This is a genomic window from Deinococcus alpinitundrae (assembly GCF_009982895.1).
Lineage (GTDB): Bacteria > Deinococcota > Deinococci > Deinococcales > Deinococcaceae > Deinococcus > Deinococcus alpinitundrae.
In genome coordinates, this window is sequence record NZ_WXZL01000182.1 from 1 (window position 1) to 307 (window position 307).

Here is a 307-nt window from a genome sequence, read left to right on the forward strand (position 1 = left end):
TCCGCGACTGGAAATATCGCCTCCGTCACCGTGGCCCAGATGCGCTCCAGGCCACCGTCACGACGGGCCGACCGCCTGCGCTGTCCGGGGAGCAGCGTGACGTCCTCAAAGACCTGCTCATCGAGGGTGCGCAAGTTCACGGCTTCCCCGATCACAGCTGGACGACCCTCCGTGTACGAGAGGTCATCGGTCGGCACTTCAACCTCTGGCATCACCGCGATCACGTGCGCAGAATCCTGCATCAGTTGGGCTTTTCCCGTCAGAAGCCCGACAAACGCGCACTGGAACAGAACCCGGAAGCGGTGGC

The 307-nt window shown here is 63.5% G+C and carries 1 protein-coding gene; it reads left to right on the forward strand.

Annotated features, from left to right (window positions below; all coding sequences use genetic code 11):
• Positions 1-185: 185 nt before the first annotated feature.
• On the forward strand, positions 186-307 hold a 122-nt coding region (locus tag GUI70_RS25540; protein ID WP_368733644.1), incomplete at its 3' end, for a winged helix-turn-helix domain-containing protein.